This window comes from Aeromonas sp. 84A (assembly GCF_051919345.1).
GTDB classification, from domain to species: Bacteria; Pseudomonadota; Gammaproteobacteria; order Enterobacterales; family Aeromonadaceae; genus Aeromonas; species Aeromonas veronii.
Window position 1 is genome coordinate 684,860 of the sequence record NZ_JBQBEW010000001.1, and the last position, 12,913, is coordinate 697,772.

At 60.8% G+C, this 12,913-nt stretch carries 11 protein-coding genes and 1 riboswitch; of the genes, 5 read left to right on the forward strand and 6 right to left on the reverse strand.

Translation table 11 applies throughout. The annotated features are described in order from the left end of the window. Positions 1 to 92: 92 nt before the first annotated feature. Positions 93 to 1,280: a hypothetical protein gene (locus tag ACTG20_RS03265; protein ID WP_194495675.1), complete on the reverse strand. Its 1,188-nt coding sequence runs from the start codon at positions 1,278 to 1,280 to the stop codon at positions 93 to 95. Positions 1,281 to 1,503: 223 nt separating this feature from the next. Between ACTG20_RS03265 and ACTG20_RS03270 the strand changes: the two genes are divergently transcribed. Both ACTG20_RS03270 and ACTG20_RS03275 read left to right on the forward strand, forming a co-directional pair. Further along, positions 1,504 to 1,821 (forward strand): DUF1496 domain-containing protein, encoded by a 318-nt coding sequence (locus ACTG20_RS03270; protein ID WP_194495674.1) that lies wholly within the window; start codon positions 1,504 to 1,506, stop codon positions 1,819 to 1,821. A gap of 321 nt (positions 1,822 to 2,142) precedes the next feature. Beyond that, complete coding sequence (locus ACTG20_RS03275) at positions 2,143 to 2,667, forward strand: GrpB family protein (RefSeq protein WP_194495673.1); 525 nt, start codon at positions 2,143 to 2,145, stop codon at positions 2,665 to 2,667. Between the two features lie 75 nt (positions 2,668 to 2,742). On the opposite strand, the gene ACTG20_RS03280 is transcribed toward ACTG20_RS03275, so the two are convergent. Then, a complete protein-coding gene (locus tag ACTG20_RS03280) occupies positions 2,743 to 4,191 on the reverse strand; it encodes a catalase (RefSeq protein WP_194495672.1) in 1,449 nt (482 codons plus the stop codon). A gap of 161 nt (positions 4,192 to 4,352) precedes the next feature. Between ACTG20_RS03280 and ACTG20_RS03285 the strand changes: the two genes are divergently transcribed. Together ACTG20_RS03285 and ACTG20_RS03290 are read left to right on the forward strand one after the other, a co-directional pair. Further along, complete coding sequence (locus ACTG20_RS03285) at positions 4,353 to 4,850, forward strand: GNAT family N-acetyltransferase (RefSeq protein ID WP_194495671.1); 498 nt, start codon at positions 4,353 to 4,355, stop codon at positions 4,848 to 4,850. 4 nt (positions 4,851 to 4,854) lie between these two features. Further along, positions 4,855 to 5,715 (forward strand): AraC family transcriptional regulator, encoded by an 861-nt coding sequence (locus ACTG20_RS03290; protein WP_194495702.1) that lies wholly within the window; start codon positions 4,855 to 4,857, stop codon positions 5,713 to 5,715. A 97-nt stretch (positions 5,716 to 5,812) separates the two neighbouring features. On the opposite strand, the gene ACTG20_RS03295 is transcribed toward ACTG20_RS03290, so the two are convergent. Further along, positions 5,813 to 6,400, reverse strand: coding sequence for a superinfection exclusion B family protein (locus ACTG20_RS03295; RefSeq protein WP_005336432.1), 588 nt, complete (start codon positions 6,398 to 6,400; stop codon positions 5,813 to 5,815). A 172-nt stretch (positions 6,401 to 6,572) separates the two neighbouring features. Beyond that, a riboswitch (yybP-ykoY riboswitch) is annotated at positions 6,573 to 6,680 on the forward strand. An 87-nt stretch (positions 6,681 to 6,767) separates the two neighbouring features. Between ACTG20_RS03295 and ACTG20_RS03300 the strand changes: the two genes are divergently transcribed. Continuing rightward, positions 6,768 to 7,754 carry a sodium:calcium antiporter gene (locus tag ACTG20_RS03300; RefSeq protein ID WP_194495670.1) on the forward strand — a complete coding sequence of 329 codons (987 nt, stop codon included), beginning with the start codon at positions 6,768 to 6,770 and terminating at the stop codon, positions 7,752 to 7,754. Between the two features lie 67 nt (positions 7,755 to 7,821). Here the strand turns inward: ACTG20_RS03300 and ACTG20_RS03305 are convergent, their stop codons facing one another. The 3 genes from ACTG20_RS03305 to pepA form a co-directional block, all read right to left on the reverse strand. Continuing rightward, positions 7,822 to 10,674 carry a valine--tRNA ligase gene (locus ACTG20_RS03305; protein ID WP_194495669.1) on the reverse strand — a complete coding sequence of 951 codons (2,853 nt, stop codon included), beginning with the start codon at positions 10,672 to 10,674 and terminating at the stop codon, positions 7,822 to 7,824. Positions 10,675 to 10,738: 64 nt separating this feature from the next. Continuing rightward, complete coding sequence (locus tag ACTG20_RS03310; RefSeq protein ID WP_005336425.1) at positions 10,739 to 11,194, reverse strand: DNA polymerase III subunit chi; 456 nt, start codon at positions 11,192 to 11,194, stop codon at positions 10,739 to 10,741. A 174-nt stretch (positions 11,195 to 11,368) separates the two neighbouring features. Then, positions 11,369 to 12,877, reverse strand: a complete 1,509-nt coding sequence (gene pepA, locus ACTG20_RS03315; RefSeq protein WP_005336423.1) for a leucyl aminopeptidase — start codon at positions 12,875 to 12,877, stop codon at positions 11,369 to 11,371. Positions 12,878 to 12,913: the final 36 nt, after the last annotated feature.

Sequence of the window (12,913 nt, forward strand, 5' to 3'; positions counted from 1 at the left end):
GGTAGTTACCTAACAGTCTATGTGGCCTTTTCCATAACGTCATGATCCGGTAACGGGATAAAAAACAGGCCACCTTTCGGTGGCCTGTCGGTTTATTTGAGCAGGGCTTCCATCTCCGCCTCTGCCTTGGCGCGAGCCTTGGCTTCCGCCGCTCTGGCGGCATCGGCGACGCTCTCTCCGGCCGTATGGGATGCGGCACTGACGGCCTGCCGGGCTGGTTCTGCAACGGCCTTGGTTGCCTCTTGCGTCGCGGTTGCTGCGGCGCTGCTGACGGCTTGCTTGGCCGGAGCGGCAACAGCCTTGGTTGCCTCTTGCGTCGCGGTTGCTGCGGCGCTGCTGACGGCTTGCTTGGCCGGAGCGGCAACGGCCTTGGTGGCTTCTTGGGTCGCGGCCGCAGCGGCGCTACTGACGGCTTGCTTGGCAGGAGCGGCAACGGCTTTGGTGGCTTCTTGCGTCGCGGTCGCAGCGGCGCTGCTGACAGCCTGTTTGGCAGGAGTGGCAACAGCCTTGGTCGCTTCTTGCGTTGCAGTCGCAGCAGTGCTGCTCACCGCCTGCTTGGCTGGCGCAGTGACTGCGGTGGTCGCACTGCGAGTCAGGTCGGTCGCGCTCTGGGTCACCGCTTGGGCGGCCTGTCCGGTGGCTTGTCTGGCGGCCTGCCCTGTGGCGTTGGCGGCTGCGCCGCTGATAGCCTGACTTGCGCTGTTGGTCAGCGAGCCGGTGACGCCGCGGGTCACTGTGCCCAGCGCGCTGCCAAGGGAGAAGGGGGAGGTGCCACTCTGACTGGTTGCCGCACCGGTCAGGGCATTGGCCGCCGGGGTGAGCTGGCTGGTGGAAGTCTGCCAGCCCTGCATGGCGGTTGGCCAGGTCGGTGCCGTGCTCGCCAGATTTTCGCCGAAGGTCAGGGTGGTGCCATCCCCTTTTTGCAGCAATACCGACATCTGGTTGGTTTGCGAGTTCCACACCATCCCCGCCTGCTTGGCGATATCCGGCACCGGCGCATACTCGGAGACCACATAGAAAAGCGGCCCCTCCTGCTGTAACTTGTCGGCAGTCTTGAGCAACTGCATGGTGCTGTCGTAGTTGGGGCCAAGGATGGCGGTCATCCGATCCTTGATCAGGGGTTGTTCGAACAGATTGACCTCGTTCGGGTCAAAGCCGACCAGCGGCTTGAGCAGGGCCCACATCAGCTGGCTGGTGGGGCTCATCATCAGCAATGGGGCAACGCAGGCGGACAACATCAGGCTCAGGCAGGCCGCCTGAAGCAACGGCATGATACGCATTGGGATAATATCCAAATAACGATTTGATAAATAAGGTTATATTTTGTCAGGACGTGACAAATTCACCGGAAGTTTGCGCGTGGCAGCGAGAGACTGCCCGCAGGCGCTGGCAGGCTACCATATTGGTTCCACAATGCCAGCAGGCAGTATGATTGTCAGTCAAGTAAACCCAGGGGCTGGTCGACTCTTCGAGAATGCCTCCCATCGAAACAGGATCCCTCTCATGAAAAATGTACTGCTCTGCCTGCTGGTCTCCCTCTGGCTCGCCCCCGCTCTGGCCGCGTCCAAAACCACTGTGGTGGGCGAGTCTGTCAGCCCCGAGCTGGTGTTGCCGCTGGGCTCATTGCCCGAGCGGGTCTGCTGGTTTGCGGATCAGAAATATTCCGAAGGGGCCCGCATTCTGCAGGGAGATATCTGGCTGGAGTGCGGCCCGCAGAACGACCTCGAGAGCAATGGCGCGCTGGCCTGGCGCTCTCCTGCGGTGGTGTTGCCTGCCACCCGTGGTGCGAAAGCTCAGAAGACGATTTCCGTGGGTCAGTGAGGCTTTTCTTGATCCAGCTAAAGACATGGACGTGATCCCTGTCGCATAATGCAGCTCCTTTCTTCTCTTGGCTGGAACCTAAGAAATGGCTCGTCGCTCTTCCAATGCACAACGTCGTCGCAGTAGCTGGTGGTACAAACGCTTGCTGGCAAGGGAGCGGGAAGAGCGTGAAGCGCGTTCCGTCCGGGATTGATACAGCATTGAAAAACGGAGCCTCGGGCTCCGTTTTTGTTGCTGGTAATTTGCCGTCTGGTTATCTTGTCCACCCATCGCATACCTTGTTGCCCTATGCCATCGGCAACTATCCAGAGAGCTGAAACTGTGAGAGTCGACGTTGTCTCCTACAACCCCCAATGGCCAGCCAGCTTTGTAGCTGAAGAGGTTCAATTACGCAGTGTGCTGGATAACTGCTTGCTAGCTGTCCACCATATCGGCAGTACCTCTGTCGTCGGTTTGGCCGCCAAGCCCATCATCGACATCATGCTGGAGGTATCATCGCTGGAGCGGCTCGATGAGCAGAACGGTCAGCTGGAGGCGCTGGGCTATGAGGCGATGGGTGAGTGCGGGATTGCGCGCCGCCGCTATTTTCGCAAGGGGGGTGATGAGAGAACCCACCAGATCCACGCCTTCTTGCAAGGGGATGACCATGTGCATCGCCATCTGGCCTTTCGTGACTATCTAAGGGCCCATCCTGCGGTATGCCGGGAATACGCCGAGTTAAAGCAGGCGGTAGCCGCGAGCTGTCAGCACGATATCGAGCGCTACTGTGCGGGCAAGAATGCCTTTGTCAAAGAGCATGAGGCGAACGCGTTGCGGTGGCTGGCCGGGCAGGTGCCTGCTCTCTGAGCGAGCTTGCTCGCCATAGAAAACGGGGGCCATCAGGCCCCCGTTTTGTTTTTGCAGATCTTGCCTGCTTGCGGCTTAGCGCTGCAAGGCGGCCAGTGCCAGTTCGACTCGTTTGGCGTACTCGGGGTCGGCCTGCTCGAAGTGTTTGAGCTGGGCCGCGACGATGGCGTCATCCTCCACATTGATAAGGGAGCGGGCCAGGTTGGCGGCGAGCCGCGAACGCTGTCCCTCGTCCATGATGCGGAACAGGTTGCCCGGCTGGCTGTAGTAGTCGCTGTCGTAGTCACGGAAGTCATAGTGCAGGGCGGCCCCTTCCAGACTCAGCGCCGGTTCGTGCTGCTCGCTCGGCTGCTGGGTACCGAAACGGTTCGGCTGATAGTTGGGGCTGGCGCCGCCATTGCTGTCTGCCCGCATGGCACCGTCACGATGGGCACCGTGATGGAACGGGCAGCGCGGGGCGTTGACCGGCAGCAGACCGTGGTTGACGCCAAGGCGATAGCGCTGGGTGTCGCCGTAGGAGAAGAGCCGCCCTTGCAACATGCGATCCGGCGAGAAGCCGATACCGGGCACCACGTTGGCCGGGGTAAAGGCGGCCTGCTCCACATGGGCGAAGTAGTTGTCCGGGTTCTGGTTGAGCTCCAGCATGCCCACCGGGATCAGCGGGTAGTCGCTGTGCGGCCACACCTTGGTGAGGTCGAACGGGTGGATGTTGTAAGTCTGGGCGTCGGCCTCCGGCATCACCTGCACATAGACCTTCCAGCGCGGGAAGTCGCCCCGCTCGATGGCATTGAACAGATCCGCCTGACTGGTCTCCCGATCCTGACCGACGGCGGTGGCGGCCTCTTCATCGGTGTAGAAGCTGTGGCCCTGCTCGGTCTTGAAGTGGAACTTGACCCAGAAGCGCTCGTTGGCGTCGTTGATAAAGCTGAAGGTGTGGCTGCCGTAGCCGTTCATCTCCCGCAGGCTCTTGGGGATGCCGCGATCGCTGAACAGTATGGTGACCTGATGCAGGGATTCCGGATGGCGTGACCAGAAGTCCCAGGCGGCAGTGGCGCTGCGCAGGTTGGTGCGCGGATCCCGCTTCTGGGTGTGGATGAAGTCAGGGAATTTCAGCGGATCGCGGATGAAAAAGACCGGGGTGTTGTTGCCCACCAGATCCCAGTTGCCCTGCTCGGTATAGAACTTGAGGGCGAAGCCGCGCACATCGCGTTCGGCATCGGCGGCGCCCTTCTCACCGGCTACGGTGGAGAAACGCAGGAACACCGGTGTTTGCTTGCCGATGGCGCTGAACAGATCGGCCTTGCTGAACTGGCTGATGTCGTGGGTCACGGTAAAGGTGCCGTAGGCGCCCGAGCCCTTAGCGTGAACCACCCGCTCGGGAATGCGCTCGCGGTCGAAGTGGGCGAGTTTCTCCATCAACCAGATATCTTGCATCAGGATGGGGCCGCGCGGGCCGGCGGTGAGGCTGTTGTTGTTGTCGACGACGGGGGCGCCGTTGGCGCTGTGCAGGGTCTTGTCAGTCATGGCTTCTCTCCTTGTTGATATGGGGCCAGCCTACGGATCTGCGCAGTGATGGGCCAATGGGCCTTTCCTCGCCCTTTGATAGGCAAGACAAATGGGTGCAGGTGGGGGATGTGTAACCGCGCCGGATATTGCATGATGGTGGTTTCGAGAAGGAGCCTCATATGCAGATTACTATCCGTCATGCCGAACCCGCCGATGCCCCCGCCTTGCGGGATCTTTACGCCATGCCCAATGCCCAGGCGGGCACTTTGCACCTGCCCACACCTCCCCTTAGCCAGTGGCAGAAGCGGTTGGAGAGCGACAGCGTGGTGGCACTAGTGGCCGAGGTTGACGGCCTGCTGGTAGGCCAGCTCTCGCTGCTGGTTGAGTCCAATCCGAGACGCAAGCATGTGGCCTGTATCGGTATGGGGGTACGGGATGACTGGGCCGGCAAAGGGGTGGGCTCTGCCCTGATGGCCGCGGCGCTGGATCTGGCCGATAACTGGCTCAACCTGCACCGGATTGAGCTGACTGTCTATACCGACAATGAGGCCGCACAGGCGCTCTATCGCAAGTTCGGTTTCACGCAGGAGGGGTTGGCCCGTGACTATGCCTTCCGCCAGGGGCGCTATGTGGATGCACTCTATATGGCCAGAGTTGCGGGGAGCGCCAGTCGCTAACGGCATGGTCGATTATCAGGACAGATTGCGCCCGGTGATCCGGGCGCTGGAGCAGAATCCCGATCTCTCCATTGAAACGCTGGCAAGCAGTGCCTGCTTGTCTTTCTACCATTTTCACCGGGTGTTTACGGCTGTGGCGGGGGAGACGCCCGGGGAGATGTGTCGTCGTCTGCGCATCCAGCGGGCTGCTTGGCAGCTCTGCTATACCGATGCCAGTGTCACGGCCATTGCGTTGGGGGCGGGGCTCGCCAGCTCCCAGGCGTTTGCCAAGGTATTTCGCCGTTACTATGGTTGCACGCCGGGAGAGTTTCGCCGCGACAAGAGCAAGAATGGACACTTGATGAGCAAGGATGGACACGCACTTGTGCTGCCTAATCCTTATGCTGAGGGTCACTCATCAGCAAGGAGCAATACCATGAAAACCATCGAGATGGACGCCCGCACTCTGGCTTATATGCGTGTCACCGGCCCCTATGGCGAGGGGTATGGTCCCGTTTGTAGTCAGCTGCATCAGTGGGCCAGCGCCCGCGGTCTGGAAGGTGGGGAGTGGATCTTCATCTATCACGATAACCCCGAGGTGACTCCGCCAGCCCAGTGTCGCACTGACATCGGGGTGACGGTGCCTGCGGGGACGGTGGGGATGGGTGCGGTCGAGATCCAGATTATTCCCGCCGGTCGTTACGCCCAGTCCCGTTATCTTATTACCGACCGCAGTCAGTATGGCCCTCGTTGGCAGGAGCATATCGGCGACATCGTTGCTGCCGGGCTGGAGTTTGGCAATGGTCCCTGCTTCGAGCTTTATCACAGCATGAGCGATGATCCGGTGCAGGACGATGTCAGCTTTTGCTCCAGCCTCAAGGGGTAGGACGCAGCAAGACGGAAGGGATGGTACAGAACGTCGCGCAGAAACGAGAGAGCCGGACAGTGTCCGGCTCTTTTGCATCTGGCGGATAGGGCGGCGGTTAGCGCTGGAACCCCTTCTGGGCGAACTTGGGACGGGCGTTCATGATCTGCTCCACCTGCTCGTCGCTCATCTTGCCGCGCGACAGCCCCAGCACCTTGTAGGTGAGCAGCGGTCGGGCGGGCAGGGCGATCATCAGGGCGCGGATCTGGTTCTCGTCATCCTTCTCCCGGGTCGGCTTGCCGTAGGCGTAGGTGAGGACGCCGGCATCCATCAGGTTTTTGACGGCGGGTTCGGTGATCGGCAAGTTTATGACGCTTTTACGCTGCAGCACGAACTCGCGCAGCACCGCCTTCTCGTTGAAGTCGAGAAAGCCGATCATCTGGGCCAGCTGATCCTGCTGACGGCGCGCCTGCCACTCTTCGCATGCCCACTCCCAGGCGATCAGGAAGCCCTGACTGCAGAAGTAGGAGATGGCGATCAGCATGCCGACCCCCAGCCAGGCCGCATGATCCGCAGCCCACTGGCTGACGGCCCCTTTCATCAGCCCGGCTGGAAACAGCAGAATGATGCTGCAGCAGAGCAACAACCAGACCATCAGCCAGTTGAGGCGGTTCAGTTGATAGAAATGTTGGATCCACCGTTTCATTGTTCATCCTTCCCAAACTGTTGTGGATAGTGAACTACCTACAGCAATCGGTGTGCCAACAGCGCAATAGCAGTGGGGAGGAGGGGCTGGCGAGGTTACATTCCCTTACAACTTATTGAATGAGTTGTCATTAATTTGCCTTGTGAGGCGGCGGTCGAGTTGCTAAAACGTCCCCTCAGTCATTGGGGAGTAGCAACCCGCCCGCATTCCGGGCCGGGCCCATGTCAACACTCTTGGATCCTCGTATCCATGGCATGGGCGGCGATAGGCACTATCGCTCTGCAAGACCTTTGGCCTCGATATGCACGCCAGCCGGGCGAGCCATGTCGGGTCCATCGGTTATTCTGCTCGCCTGGCGGTATCTATTATGTTGATTACCCTGCTGTTATTTCTCGTCTCTGCGGTCACCATCTACCTTGCCTGCGAATACTTCGTCAACGGCATCGAGTGGATCGGTCACCACTTCAAACTCTCCCAAAACGCCACCGGCTCCCTGCTGGCGGCACTGGGTACGGCACTGCCCGAGTGCATCGTCACCCTGACCGCCCTGCTGATGGGCAACACAACCGCCCAGCAGGAGATCGGCATTGGCGCCGCCCTCGGCGGGCCGCTGGTGTTGGCCACCATCGGCTATGCAGCGGTCGGTGTTACCCTGCTGCTTTGCATGGGGCGTACCGAGCGCGCCATCGACGGCGGGGTGCAGCGCGAGATTGGTCGGGATCAGCGCTGGTTTATCGGCATCTTTCTGGTGGCGACCGCGCTGGGGCTGGTCGCCTTCACCGGCAAGAGCTCGCTGGCCCCGCTCTTCCTGCTGGTCTACCTCGTCTATGTAAGGCGCGAGCTGAAACAGAGTGACAGCCACGAAGTCGAATTGCCGGAGCCCCTCAAGCTGGCCCCAGATGCGGTGATCCCGCCCCTTGGCAAGGTACTGTTGCAGACGCTGGCTGCGCTGGTGGTGGTGGCGCTGGCGGCACAGCTGTTTGTCCATCAGCTGGAGAGCATGGGCGAACTGTTTGGCCTCTCGCCGGTGCTGGCGGCACTGCTGTTGAGTCCGGTGGCGACCGAGATGCCGGAGCTGATGAACGTGCTGATCTGGGTGCGGCAGGGCAAGAACCGGCTGGCGCTGGCCAATATCTCTGGAGCCATGATGATCCAGGGCACTATCCCCAAGGCCTTCTGTCTGCTGTTTACCCCCTGGTTGCTGGATGGCGCCATGATGGCCTCTTCGCTGGTGACGCTGCTGGCGGTGGGGGTGCTCTGGTGGGGGTTCAGAAAGGGAGTGATGACCGCCGGGCGGTTGGCGCTGGTGGGTCTGCTCTATCTCGGCTTCTGCGGCTGGCTGCTGGTGAGCTGAAACGGGCAGCGCGGATATGAAAAAGCCCCCTTGGCAGGGGGCTTTGTTGTATCGGTTGGGGCGGTGCTTACAGCGCGGCGATTTCGGCCTGCTGGGCTTCCAGCTTGGTCAGCTGAAGACGGTAATCTTCCAGCTTCTCGCGCTCTTTGGCGATGACCGCTTCCGGCGCCTTGGCGACGAAGGCTTCGTTGCCAAGCTTGCCTTCGATACGGCCGCACTCGCCCACCAGACGGGCAACCTCTTTGGCCAGACGGGCCAGCTCGGCATCCTTGTCGATGAGACCGGCCATCGGGATCATCAGCTCGGTAGCGCCGATCAGCTTCTTCACTGACAGCGGGGCGGTTTCACCGTCCGCCAGAACGCGGATGGACTCCAGACGGGCCAGCGACTTGAGGAAGGCCTCGTTGTCAGCGGCGCGCTGGGCATCCTTGGCATCGCACTGGAGCAGCACGTTGAGGGGCACGCTCGGCGCCACGTTCATCTCGGCACGGATGTTGCGGATACTGACGATGAACTCCTTCACCCACTCCTGATCCGCCATCGCGGCTTCGTCCACCTTGGCAGCGTCGAACTCCGGGAAGGCCTGAATCATGATGGTGTCGGCGTGTACACCGGCCAGCGGAGCGACCGATTTCCAGATGGTCTCGGTGATGAACGGGATGATCGGGTGTGCCAGACGCAGCAGGGTCTCGAGGACGCTGACGAGGGTGTGGCGGGCAGCGCGCTGCTCGGCCTCGGAACCCTTGGTCAGTACCGGCTTGGTCAGCTCCAGATACCAGTCACAGAACTGGTTCCAGATAAATTCGTACAGCACGCCAGCGGCGATGTCGAAGCGGTAGGTATCGAGGGCGGTACGGAAGTCACGGATGGCCACTTGCAGCTGGGACTGGATCCAGCGGTCCGCCAGACTGAACTGCATTTCGCCACCGGCAAAACCGCAATCCTGATCTTCGGTGTTCATCAGCACATAGCGGGAGGCGTTCCACAGCTTGTTGCAGAAGTTGTTGTAGCCATCCAGGCGCTTCATGTCCCAGTTGATGTCACGACCGGTAGAGGCCAGCGCTGCCAGAGTGAAGCGCAGGGCGTCGGTACCGTGGGCATCGATCCCTTCCGGGAACTGCTTGGCGGTACGCTTGGCGATCTTCTCGGCCATCTGCGGCTGCATCATGTTGCCGGTGCGCTTCTCCAGCAGATCTTCCAGCGAGATACCATCGATCATGTCGAGCGGGTCCAGCACGTTGCCCTTGGACTTGGACATCTTCTGGCCCTCTTCGTCACGGATAAGACCGGTGATGTAGACGGTCTTGAACGGGACTTGCGGCTGGCCGTTTTCGTCCTTGATGAAGTGCATGGTCATCATGATCATCCGGGCAATCCAGAAGAAGATGATGTCGAAGCCGCTCATCAGCACGTCGGTCGGGTGGAAGGTCTTGAGTGCCTCGGTGTTGTTCGGCCAGCCCAGAGTGGAGAAGGTCCACAGGGCGGAGCTGAACCAGGTGTCGAGCACGTCTTCGTCCTGACGCAGTACGGTTACGGCCGGGATGCTGTGCTTGGCGCGCACTTCGTCTTCGCTGCGGCCAACGTAGACGTTGCCGGCGTCGTCATACCATGCCGGGATGCGGTGACCCCACCACAGTTGACGGGAGACGCACCAGTCCTGAATGTCGCGCATCCAGGAGAAGTACATGTTTTCGTACTGCTTCGGCACGAACTGGATGCGGCCATCTTCTACCGCTTCGATGGCGGTCTTGGCCATCGGTGCCACGCGCACGTACCACTGGTCGGTCAGCATCGGCTCGATGGGCACGCCACCGCGATCGCCGTAAGGCTGTTGCAGCACGTGATCCTTGATCTCGTCCAGCAGACCCAGCTCTTCCAGCTTGGCCAGAATCGCTTTACGGGCAGCGAAGCGCTCCAGACCGGCGAACTCGGCCGGCAGGGCCGCGTCGTAGGCGGTGCTCGGGTTGCCGTTGGTGTCGACCACTTCGGCCTCGGCACGCACATGGGCGTCCAGGGTGAAGATGTTGATCATCGGCAGGCTGTGGCGCTTGCCCACTTCGTTATCGTTGAAGTCGTGTGCCGGGGTGATCTTCACGCAACCGGTGCCCTTCTCCATGTCGGCGTGTTCGTCGGCAACGATGGGGATCAGACGGTTCACCAGCGGCAGCAGGATGTGCTGGCCGATCAGCGCCTTGTAGCGCGGATCTTCCGGGTTTACTGCCACGGCGGTATCGCCCAGCATGGTCTCCGGGCGGGTGGTGGCGACGATCAGGTAATCTTTGCCTTCGGCAGTCTTGGCGCCGTTGGCCAGCGGATAGCGCAGGTGCCACATGTGACCCTTGATCTCGCGGTTCTCCACTTCCAGATCGGAGATGGCGGTGTTGAGTTTCGGATCCCAGTTCACCAGACGCTTGCCGCGGTACATCAGGCCATCTTCGTAAAGACGAACGAACACTTCCTGCACGGCGGCGGAGAGACCCTCATCCATGGTGAAGCGCTCGCGCTCCCAATCTACGGAGTCGCCCAGACGGCGCATCTGGCGGGTGATGGTGCCACCGGACTCTTCCTTCCACTGCCAAATCTTGTCGATGAAGGCATCACGGCCGTAATCGTGGCGAGTCTTGCCCTCTTCTGCGGCGATCTTGCGCTCAACCACCATCTGGGTGGCGATACCGGCGTGATCGGTACCTGCCTGCCACAGGGTGTTTTTGCCCTGCATGCGGTTGTAGCGGATCAGGGTATCCATCAGGGTTTGCTGGAAGGCGTGACCCATGTGCAGGCTGCCGGTGACGTTCGGCGGCGGGATCATGATGCAGAAGGAGTCTTTGCTGGTATCGCCGTGGGGCTTGAAGTAACCCTGGGCTTCCCAGTGCTGATAGAGCGCCTGTTCGATGGCGTTGTGATTAAAAGTCTTTTCCATGGTCTCGCCGTAATCTGGATGGATGGAGTCTGGTGTTGATTCTTTATGGATCAATTGGTTGCAGTCAGGGCTGCGCCGGATCCGGTGCGGCAAGGACGGGCTGATCCCTCATTTCGAGGGTATGGCCTGCCTGGCGATAGTGCTTGTAGCGCTCGCGGGCTTGCTGCTTTTGTGTTTCGTCAGTGGGGACAAAATCTACCACTTGAGCGAAGTGTCCTGCAAACAAAGGTGTCGCAGTGGCCAGATTGATGAGGCGGGCGTAGCGCCGTTTCGGTGGCTGATAGCCGATCTCCACCGGGGCCATGCCGCTTTCGCCTTGCAGCTGGTGCGGCACAAAGCGCTCCGGCGGCAGTTGCCACAACAGCTCGTCCAGACGCAGGGCCTGGGCCTCATCGTCGCAGAACAGGTAGATATGGCCCGCGCCCCACGACTCGGCCGCAAGAGTGCAGGCCAGTCGCTCGACCGCAGAGGCCTGCGCGTCATCCTGTTCGCTCATCAGGTAAAAGGTCACTTGGCTCATCAGGTTGATCCCGTTTTGCGGTGACGGACTGTTGACCGCCTCATGAGGCTGACGGGGCGTTTCCCGTCCGCAGCTCACTGATTCAAGAATGAAACAAGGAAGAGGCGGGCCTCTTCCTTGTGGTTCAGGGTAACGCCAACCCTTCCGATGCAGCCATCGGCAGGGGCCGGAGAGTTACTCTTTCTCTTCGATATCCACGCCAGCCCGGTTCAGCAGGAACTGGGTCAGCAGGGGCACCGGACGACCGGTGGAGCCTTTATCCTTGCCACTCTTCCAGGCGGTCCCTGCGATATCCAGGTGGGCCCAGTTGTACTTCTTGGTGAAGCGTGACAGGAAGGCGGCCGCGGTGATGGTACCGGCAGGACGACCGCCGATGTTGGCCATGTCGGCGAACGGGCTGTCGATCTGCTCCTGATACTCGTCGAACAGCGGCAGACGCCAGGCGCGATCACCCGCCTGCTCGGAGGCGTTGAGCAGCTCGTGGGCCAGCGGGTTGTGGTTGGCCAGCAGACCCGAGGTGTGGTGGCCCAGCGCGATGACGCAGGCACCGGTCAGGGTCGCCACGTCGATCACGGTTTCCGGATCGAAGCGGTCCACATAGGTCAGCGCATCACACAGTACCAGACGACCTTCCGCATCGGTGTTGAGCACTTCGATGGTTTGGCCGGACATGGAGGTGAGGATGTCACCCGGGCGATAGGCGTTGCCACCCGGCATGTTTTCGCAGCCTGCCAGCACGCCGATGACGTTGATCGGCAGTTGCAGCTGGGCCAGCGCATGCATGGTACCGAGCACGGAGGCGGCGCCACCCATGTCGTACTTCATCTCGTCCATGCCGTCGGCCGGCTTGATGGAGATGCCGCCGGAGTCAAAGGTCAGACCCTTGCCGACCAGCACGATGGGCTTGGCATCCGGATGACCCTTGTATTCGATGATGGCCATCATGGCTTCGTTATCGGAGCCGCGGGCCACCGCCAGGTAGGAGTTCATGCCGAGCTCGGCCATCTCCTGCTCGCCCACCACCTTGGTGGTGATGTTGTCGTAGGCATCGGCCAGACGACGGGCCTGGGAGGCCAGATAGGCCGGGTTGCAGACGTTGGGCGGCATGTTCGCCACGTCGCGGCAGACCCGCACACCCTTGGCCACGGCTAGACCGTGAGCGATGGCTTTTTCACCAATGGTCAGTTCCCGACGCGTCGGCACGTTGAATACCAGCTTGCGCAGCGGGCGACGTGGCTCGGCCTTGTTGGTCTTGAACTGATCAAAGCTGTAGAGGCCCGCCTTGGTGGTTTCCACCGCCTGGCGCACCTTCCAATAGGTATCCCGACCCTTGACGTGCAGCTCGGTGAGGAAGCAGACCGCTTCCATGGAGCCGGTTTCGTTCAGGGTGGTGATGGTCTTGTTGATGATCTGCTTGTACTGGCGTTCGTCGAGTTCCCGCTCCTTGCCGCATCCGACCAGCAGTACGCGCTCGCTGAGCACGCCCGGTACTTGATGCAGCAGCAGCATCTGGCCTGGTTTCCCTTCCAGGTCGCCACGGCGCAGCAGCGAACTGATATAGCCATCGCTGATCTTGTCCAGTTGTTCGGCAACCGGAGAGAGGCGACGAGGCTCAAATACGCCGACTACGACGCAGGCGCTCCGTTGCTTCTCTGGACTGCCACTCTTTACACTGAACTCCATGGAATCTCCTACATCCTAAAGACAAAAGGCACCTTT

Bases quoted from the DNA above. Each gene is read 5' to 3' on its own strand.
- ACTG20_RS03265 (WP_194495675.1), bottom strand. From the start codon at position 1,280: ATGCGTATCATGCCGTTGCTTCAGGCGGCCTGCCTGAGCCTGATGTTG.
- ACTG20_RS03270 (WP_194495674.1), top strand. From the start codon at position 1,504: ATGAAAAATGTACTGCTCTGCCTGCTGGTCTCCCTCTGGCTCGCCCCC.
- ACTG20_RS03280 (WP_194495672.1), bottom strand. From the start codon at position 4,191: ATGACTGACAAGACCCTGCACAGCGCCAACGGCGCCCCCGTCGTCGAC.
- ACTG20_RS03285 (WP_194495671.1), top strand. From the start codon at position 4,353: ATGCAGATTACTATCCGTCATGCCGAACCCGCCGATGCCCCCGCCTTG.
- ACTG20_RS03290 (WP_194495702.1), top strand. From the start codon at position 4,855: ATGGTCGATTATCAGGACAGATTGCGCCCGGTGATCCGGGCGCTGGAG.
- ACTG20_RS03295 (WP_005336432.1), bottom strand. From the start codon at position 6,400: ATGAAACGGTGGATCCAACATTTCTATCAACTGAACCGCCTCAACTGG.
- ACTG20_RS03300 (WP_194495670.1), top strand. From the start codon at position 6,768: ATGTTGATTACCCTGCTGTTATTTCTCGTCTCTGCGGTCACCATCTAC.
- ACTG20_RS03305 (WP_194495669.1), bottom strand. From the start codon at position 10,674: ATGGAAAAGACTTTTAATCACAACGCCATCGAACAGGCGCTCTATCAG.
- ACTG20_RS03310 (WP_005336425.1), bottom strand. From the start codon at position 11,194: ATGAGCCAAGTGACCTTTTACCTGATGAGCGAACAGGATGACGCGCAG.
- pepA (WP_005336423.1), bottom strand. From the start codon at position 12,877: ATGGAGTTCAGTGTAAAGAGTGGCAGTCCAGAGAAGCAACGGAGCGCC.